Raw genomic sequence first — 5,228 nt, forward strand, 5'->3', positions numbered from 1 at the left:
CTCCGTGAATGCATCAATCATCCAACGAAGAACAAATGTCCTCGCTATGTAAACCCCTTGACGAGGCATACCAAAAATCTGGCGTTGACTACTTGGCACGCTGTTGAGTTCTCAAGGAACGGACGCTCTTGGCGTTTCCCTTCGGTGCTGCCGCGCCACTCGGCGCCGGGCAGGTGGATGACCGTACAGGCCGCCCCCGCGGCGAGGCAAATCGGTTTCGGGTGACTTAGGCTGCGTCTGATCGAACTTGACCCCTGGGAGGCTTCCCATGACCACCGTGACGTCCCCGTTGAATGGACGCGCCATCGGACTGTCGGCCGTACCCGACCCGGTGTTCTCCGGCGCGATGGTGGGTCCCGGTACCGCCGTCGACCCCGTACGTGAGCGGACCGAGGCGGTGGCGCCGGTGGACGGGATCGTGGTGTCCCTCCATCCACACGCATTCGTCGTCGTCGACTCCGACGGACACGGGGTACTGACGCACCTGGGGATCGACACCGTGCAGTTGAACGGCGAGGGCTTCGAGCTGCTCGTCGCCAAGGGCGACAGCGTGTCCCGCGGGCAGCCGATGGTGCGATGGGATCCCGCGGCCGTCGAAGCGGCGGGCAAGTCGCCGGTGTCCCCCGTCATCGCGCTGGAGGCGACCGCCGACTCGCTCGCCGGTGTGGCCGAGGAGGGCGAGCTGGCGGCCGGCCAGACGCTTTTCCAGTGGAACTGACGCCCGAACAGAACGACCGCGGAGACGGATGAGGATGGACACAACGCTGCGAGGCGTCGGTGTGAGCCACGGGGTGGCCATCGGCGAGGCCCGGCACATGGGAACGGCCGTGCTGGAGCCCCCGGCCCGGCAGATCGACACCGACGAGGCCCCGCGGGAACAGCAGCGGGCCCGGCAGGCGGTGGAGGCGGTGGCCGCCGACCTCCAGGCCCGCGGGACCCTCGCGGGCGGCGAGGCGCAGGCCGTGCTGGAGGCCCAGGCCATGATGGCGCAGGACCCGGAGCTGCTGGCCGACGTCGACCGCCGGATCGCCGTGGGAAGCACCGCGGAGCGCGGGGTGTACGACGCGTCCGCCGCCTACCGGGCGCTGCTCGCCAACGCCGGGGAGTACCTCGCCGGGCGGGTGGCCGACCTGGACGACGTGCGGAATCGTATCGTCGCCCGGCTGCTGGGCGTTCCGATGCCCGGGGTGCCGGACAGCAACGAGCCGTATGTGCTCATCGCGCGGGACCTGGCGCCGGCCGACACCGCACTGCTGGACCCGGCGCTGGTGCTGGGCTTCGTCACCGAGGAGGGCGGGCCGACCAGTCACAGCGCGATCCTGGCGCGGGCACTGGGCGTGCCCGCCGTGGTGGCGCTGCCCGGCGCGTGCGAGCTGGCCGAGGGCACGGTCGTCACGGTGGACGGCAGCACGGGCGACGTCGGGGTGAATCCCACCGCCGAGGAGCGGGCCGGGCTGGCGCGGGCCGCGGAGGAGCGGAAGGCCGCGATCGACGCCGCCAAGGGGCCGGGCGCGACCTCCGACGGGCACCGGGTACCGCTGCTGGCCAACGTGGGCGGTCCCGCCGACGTGCCCGCCGCGGTGGAGGCCGGCGCCGAGGGCGTGGGGCTGTTCCGTACGGAGTTCCTGTTCCTGGACGACAGCCGGCGGGCGCCGTCCGAGGACAAGCAGGTCGCGGCGTACCGCACGGTGCTGGAGGCGTTCCCCGAGGGGCGCGTTGTGGTGCGCGTGCTGGACGCGGGTGCGGACAAGCCGCTGGAGTTCCTGACACCGGGCGACGAGCCGAACCCGGCGCTCGGCGTGCGCGGGCTGCGGTCGCTGCTGGACCACCCCGAGGTGCTCCAGGGGCAGCTGCGGGCGCTGGCGACGGCGGCCGAGGGACTGCCCGTCTCCCTCGAAGTGATGGCGCCGATGGTGGCGGACCGGGCGGACGCCAAGGCGTTCGCGGACGCGTGCCGCGAGGCGGGGCTGCAGGCGAAGTTCGGGGCGATGGTGGAGATCCCGTCGGCCGCGCTGCGGGCCCGCTCGGTGCTCCAGGAGGTGGAGTTTCTGTCGCTGGGCACCAACGACCTGGCGCAGTACACCTTCGCGGCCGACCGGCAGGTCGGTGCCGTCTCGCGGCTGCAGGACCCGTGGCAGCCCGCGCTGCTCGACCTGGTGTCCGCCGCGGCCGAGGCGGCCCGGGCGGAGGGGAAGAGCTGCGGCGTGTGCGGGGAGGCCGCCGCCGACCCGCTGCTGGCCTGCGTGCTGACGGGGCTGGGGGTCACCAGCCTGTCGATGGGTGCTTCGGCGATCCCGTTCGTCCGCGCCGAGCTGGCGAAGTACACGCTGGCGCAGTGCGAGCGGGCCGCCGCTGCCGCGCGGACGGCGGACGGCGGTCCCGAGGCACGGACCGCCGCGCAGGCGGTGCTCTCCGGGGAGTGACCCCGGGCCCGGCCGTCCGTCGCGCAGGTGCGAATGCCCGCCCGCCCCGGTGAGAGGGGCGGGCGGGCGCCGTTCAGGGCTCGCGGGTGCGGGAGAGGCCCTCGTAGAAGCGGAGCAGGTCGGCGTTGTCCACGGAGCCGGGGTTGACGGCCTTCTCCAGCGGCGTGCCCTGGAGAAGGCGTTTGACCGGGACTTCGAGGCGCTTGCCTGTGAGGGTGTGGGGGACGCCGGGGATCTCGATGATCTCGTCGGGGACGTGCCGCGGGGACAGGCTCTCGCGGAGGGTGCGCTTGATCCGCTCGCGGAGCGCGTCGTCCAGGACCGCGCCCTCGGCGAGATGGACGAAGAGGGGCATCCAGTAGTCACCGCCGTCGAGTTCGACGCCGATGATCAGGGACTCCCGGATCTCGGGCAGGCGTTCGACGACCTCGTAGATGTCCGCTGAACCCATACGGACGCCCTGCCGGTTGAGGGTGGAGTCGGAGCGGCCGTGGATGACGACGGTGTTCCGGCTGGTGAGGGTGATCCAGTCGCCGTGCCGCCAGACGCCGGGGAACATCTCGAAGTAGCTCTCGCGATAGCGGGTGCCGTCGGGGTCGTTCCAGAAGCGGACCGGCATGGAGGGCATGGGGCGGGTGACGATCAGCTCCCCCACCTCGTCGGTGACCGGCTTGCCGGCCGGGTCCCACGCCTGGAGGTCGACGGCGAGGGAGGGGGCCTGGAGCTCGCCGGTGTAGACGGGCAGGGTGGGCGCCGCACCGGCGAAGCAGCTGCACACGTCGGTGCCGCCGCTGACCGAGGCGATCCACATGTCCGCGGCGACCTCGTCGTGGATCCAGCGGAAGCCGTCGGGCGGCAGCGGGGAGCCGGTGGTGGCCACGCACCTGACGCGCGAGAGGTCGAAGTCGCGGGCCGGGTGGACCTCCGCCTTGCGGCAGGCCATGACGTACGCCGCCGAGGTGCCGAAGACCGTGGTGCCGGTGCGTTCGGCGACCCGCCACTGGGCCGCGGTGTCGGGGTGGCCGGGGCTGCCGTCGTAGGTGACGACGGTGCAGCCGGTCAGCAGGCCGGAGACCAGGAGGTTCCACATCATCCAGCCGGTGGAGGTGTACCAGAAGAAGCGGTCGCCGGGGCCGATGTCGTTGTGCAGCAGGAGCTGCTTGAGGTGTTCGAGGAGGATGCCGCCCTGGGACTGCACGATGGCCTTGGGAAGACCGGTCGTCCCGGAGGAGTAGAGCACCCACAGCGGATGGTCGAACGGGACCTTCTCAAACACGGGTTCGACGTCGGCGGAGGTGAGCTCCGCCCACTCGTACGCCCCCTCGGGCGCCGGAGTGCCCAGCAGCGGGACGTGCACGACGGCGCGGACGGTGGGCAGCTCGCGCCGCAGCTCGGCGACGACCTCGGTGCGGTCGCGCTCCTTGCCGCCGTAGCGGTAGCCGTCGACGGTGAACAGGACGACCGGCTCGACCTGCTGGAAGCGGTCCAGGACGCTGCGCGCCCCGAAGTCCGGGGCGCAGGAGGTCCACACGCCGCCGACCGCCGCCGTGGCCAGCAGTGCGACGGCGGCCTCGGGGGTGTTGGGCAGATAGCCGCTGACCCGGTCCCCGGCGCGCACGCCGAGGCGGCGCAGCTCGGCGGCGAGCGAGCCGACCTGCCGCCGCAGCTCGGCCCAGGTCACGGGGGTGGGCTCGTGGCGCTCGTCCACATGCAGCAGCGCCGGCTCGTCCGCGCGCGCCGGATCCTCGGCGGTGCGCAGCGCGTGCTCGGCGTAGTTGAGGGTGGCGCCGGGGAACCAGCGCGCGCCGGGCATCGCGGCGTCGGCCAGCACGGTGTCGTACGGGGTGCTGAACCGGATCTCGCACCACTCGGCGAAGGCGGCCCAGAAGGTGTCGAGCTCCTGGGTCGACCAGCGGTGCAGGGCGCGGTAGCCGGCCTCGGGGTCGTCCGGGTCGACGGCGGGAGCGCCGTGGTGCTCCGCGGCCCAGGTCTGGAAGCGGGTGATCCGGGCCGCGGCGGCGCGGTCCGGGTCCGGCCGCCACAGCGCCTCCGGCGCCGGAGGCTGCGGGGTGCTGTGCGCTGCGGTCATGAGGGCTCCCTGGCTTCCCTGGCTCGCGGTACGGGGTCGGCTGGCTGTGCAGGACGATGCCACGTGATCAACTCGGACGCCAGGGGCGGCGTCACAGACCCGCCCGCGGGGGCGCCCGGTAGGCTCCCGGTATCGCGTAGGTGAACAGCGGCTGAACGGCGCTGACGCGCGTTTCCGACGGTGGCAGGCTGAGCAGCATGGACGCGCGTGACCTGGTGCGGTCGTTGAGAGCACTCGGGACGGCCCAGGGCGTGCGCGCCCTGGGCTCGGCCTGGCGCAGGCGCCGTGCCGACGCGCTGGCGCTGCCCCGCGCGGCCGGGGAGCGGGCGCGGGTGCCGGGCGCTGCCACGGGCGCGGAGCCTCGGCCGGGCGGCGGGGTGATCCGGTTCGCACGCTCGGCGCTGTGGATCCGGGTCGCCGTGGGGGGCGGCGTGTTCATCGGCTGGGACGGCGCGCGGCCCGAACCGTCGTACGCGCTGGCCGGTGCGTGCCCGGAGCCGGATCCGCGGGCCGGGCTGGAGCCGGACAAGGACGGCGGCTGGCGGGTGGTCTCCGAGCGGGTGCTGGTGGCCGTCTCGCGGAACGGCACGGTGGAGCTGCGCACGCCGGGCGGCACACTGCTGCGCCGCGACCTGCCGCCGCGCTGGTGGGAGCACACCGAGAGCACCGGGGACTGCGGGGACGACGGGGACAGCGGGGACACCGCGGACAGCGGG

At 73.4% G+C, this 5,228-nt stretch carries 3 protein-coding genes and 1 pseudogene; 3 read left to right on the top strand and 1 reads right to left on the bottom strand.

Annotation, left to right across the window (positions count from 1 at the left end):
* The first annotated feature begins 268 nt into the window (after positions 1 to 268).
* Positions 269 to 718: a PTS sugar transporter subunit IIA gene (locus G5C65_RS30705; protein ID WP_165302325.1), complete on the top strand. Its 450-nt coding sequence runs from the start codon at positions 269 to 271 to the stop codon at positions 716 to 718.
* A 34-nt stretch (positions 719 to 752) separates the two neighbouring features.
* Positions 753 to 2,423 carry a phosphoenolpyruvate--protein phosphotransferase gene (ptsP, locus tag G5C65_RS30710; protein ID WP_165302327.1) on the top strand — a complete coding sequence of 557 codons (1,671 nt, stop codon included), beginning with the start codon at positions 753 to 755 and terminating at the stop codon, positions 2,421 to 2,423.
* Positions 2,424 to 2,496: 73 nt separating this feature from the next.
* Here ptsP and G5C65_RS30715 read toward each other — a convergent pair whose 3' ends face one another.
* Positions 2,497 to 4,512 carry an acetoacetate--CoA ligase gene (locus G5C65_RS30715; protein WP_165302326.1) on the bottom strand — a complete coding sequence of 672 codons (2,016 nt, stop codon included), beginning with the start codon at positions 4,510 to 4,512 and terminating at the stop codon, positions 2,497 to 2,499.
* Between the two features lie 197 nt (positions 4,513 to 4,709).
* Here G5C65_RS30715 and G5C65_RS30720 point away from each other — a divergent pair.
* A pseudogene (locus G5C65_RS30720) lies at positions 4,710 to 5,228 on the top strand (glycosyl hydrolase); the annotation flags it as partial.

This window comes from Streptomyces boncukensis, from assembly GCF_011045075.1.
In the GTDB taxonomy this organism is placed as follows: domain Bacteria; phylum Actinomycetota; class Actinomycetes; order Streptomycetales; family Streptomycetaceae; genus Streptomyces; species Streptomyces boncukensis.

Bases quoted from the DNA above. Each gene is read 5' to 3' on its own strand.
- G5C65_RS30705 (WP_165302325.1), top strand. From the start codon at position 269: ATGACCACCGTGACGTCCCCGTTGAATGGACGCGCCATCGGACTGTCG.
- ptsP (WP_165302327.1), top strand. From the start codon at position 753: ATGGACACAACGCTGCGAGGCGTCGGTGTGAGCCACGGGGTGGCCATC.
- G5C65_RS30715 (WP_165302326.1), bottom strand. From the start codon at position 4,512: ATGACCGCAGCGCACAGCACCCCGCAGCCTCCGGCGCCGGAGGCGCTG.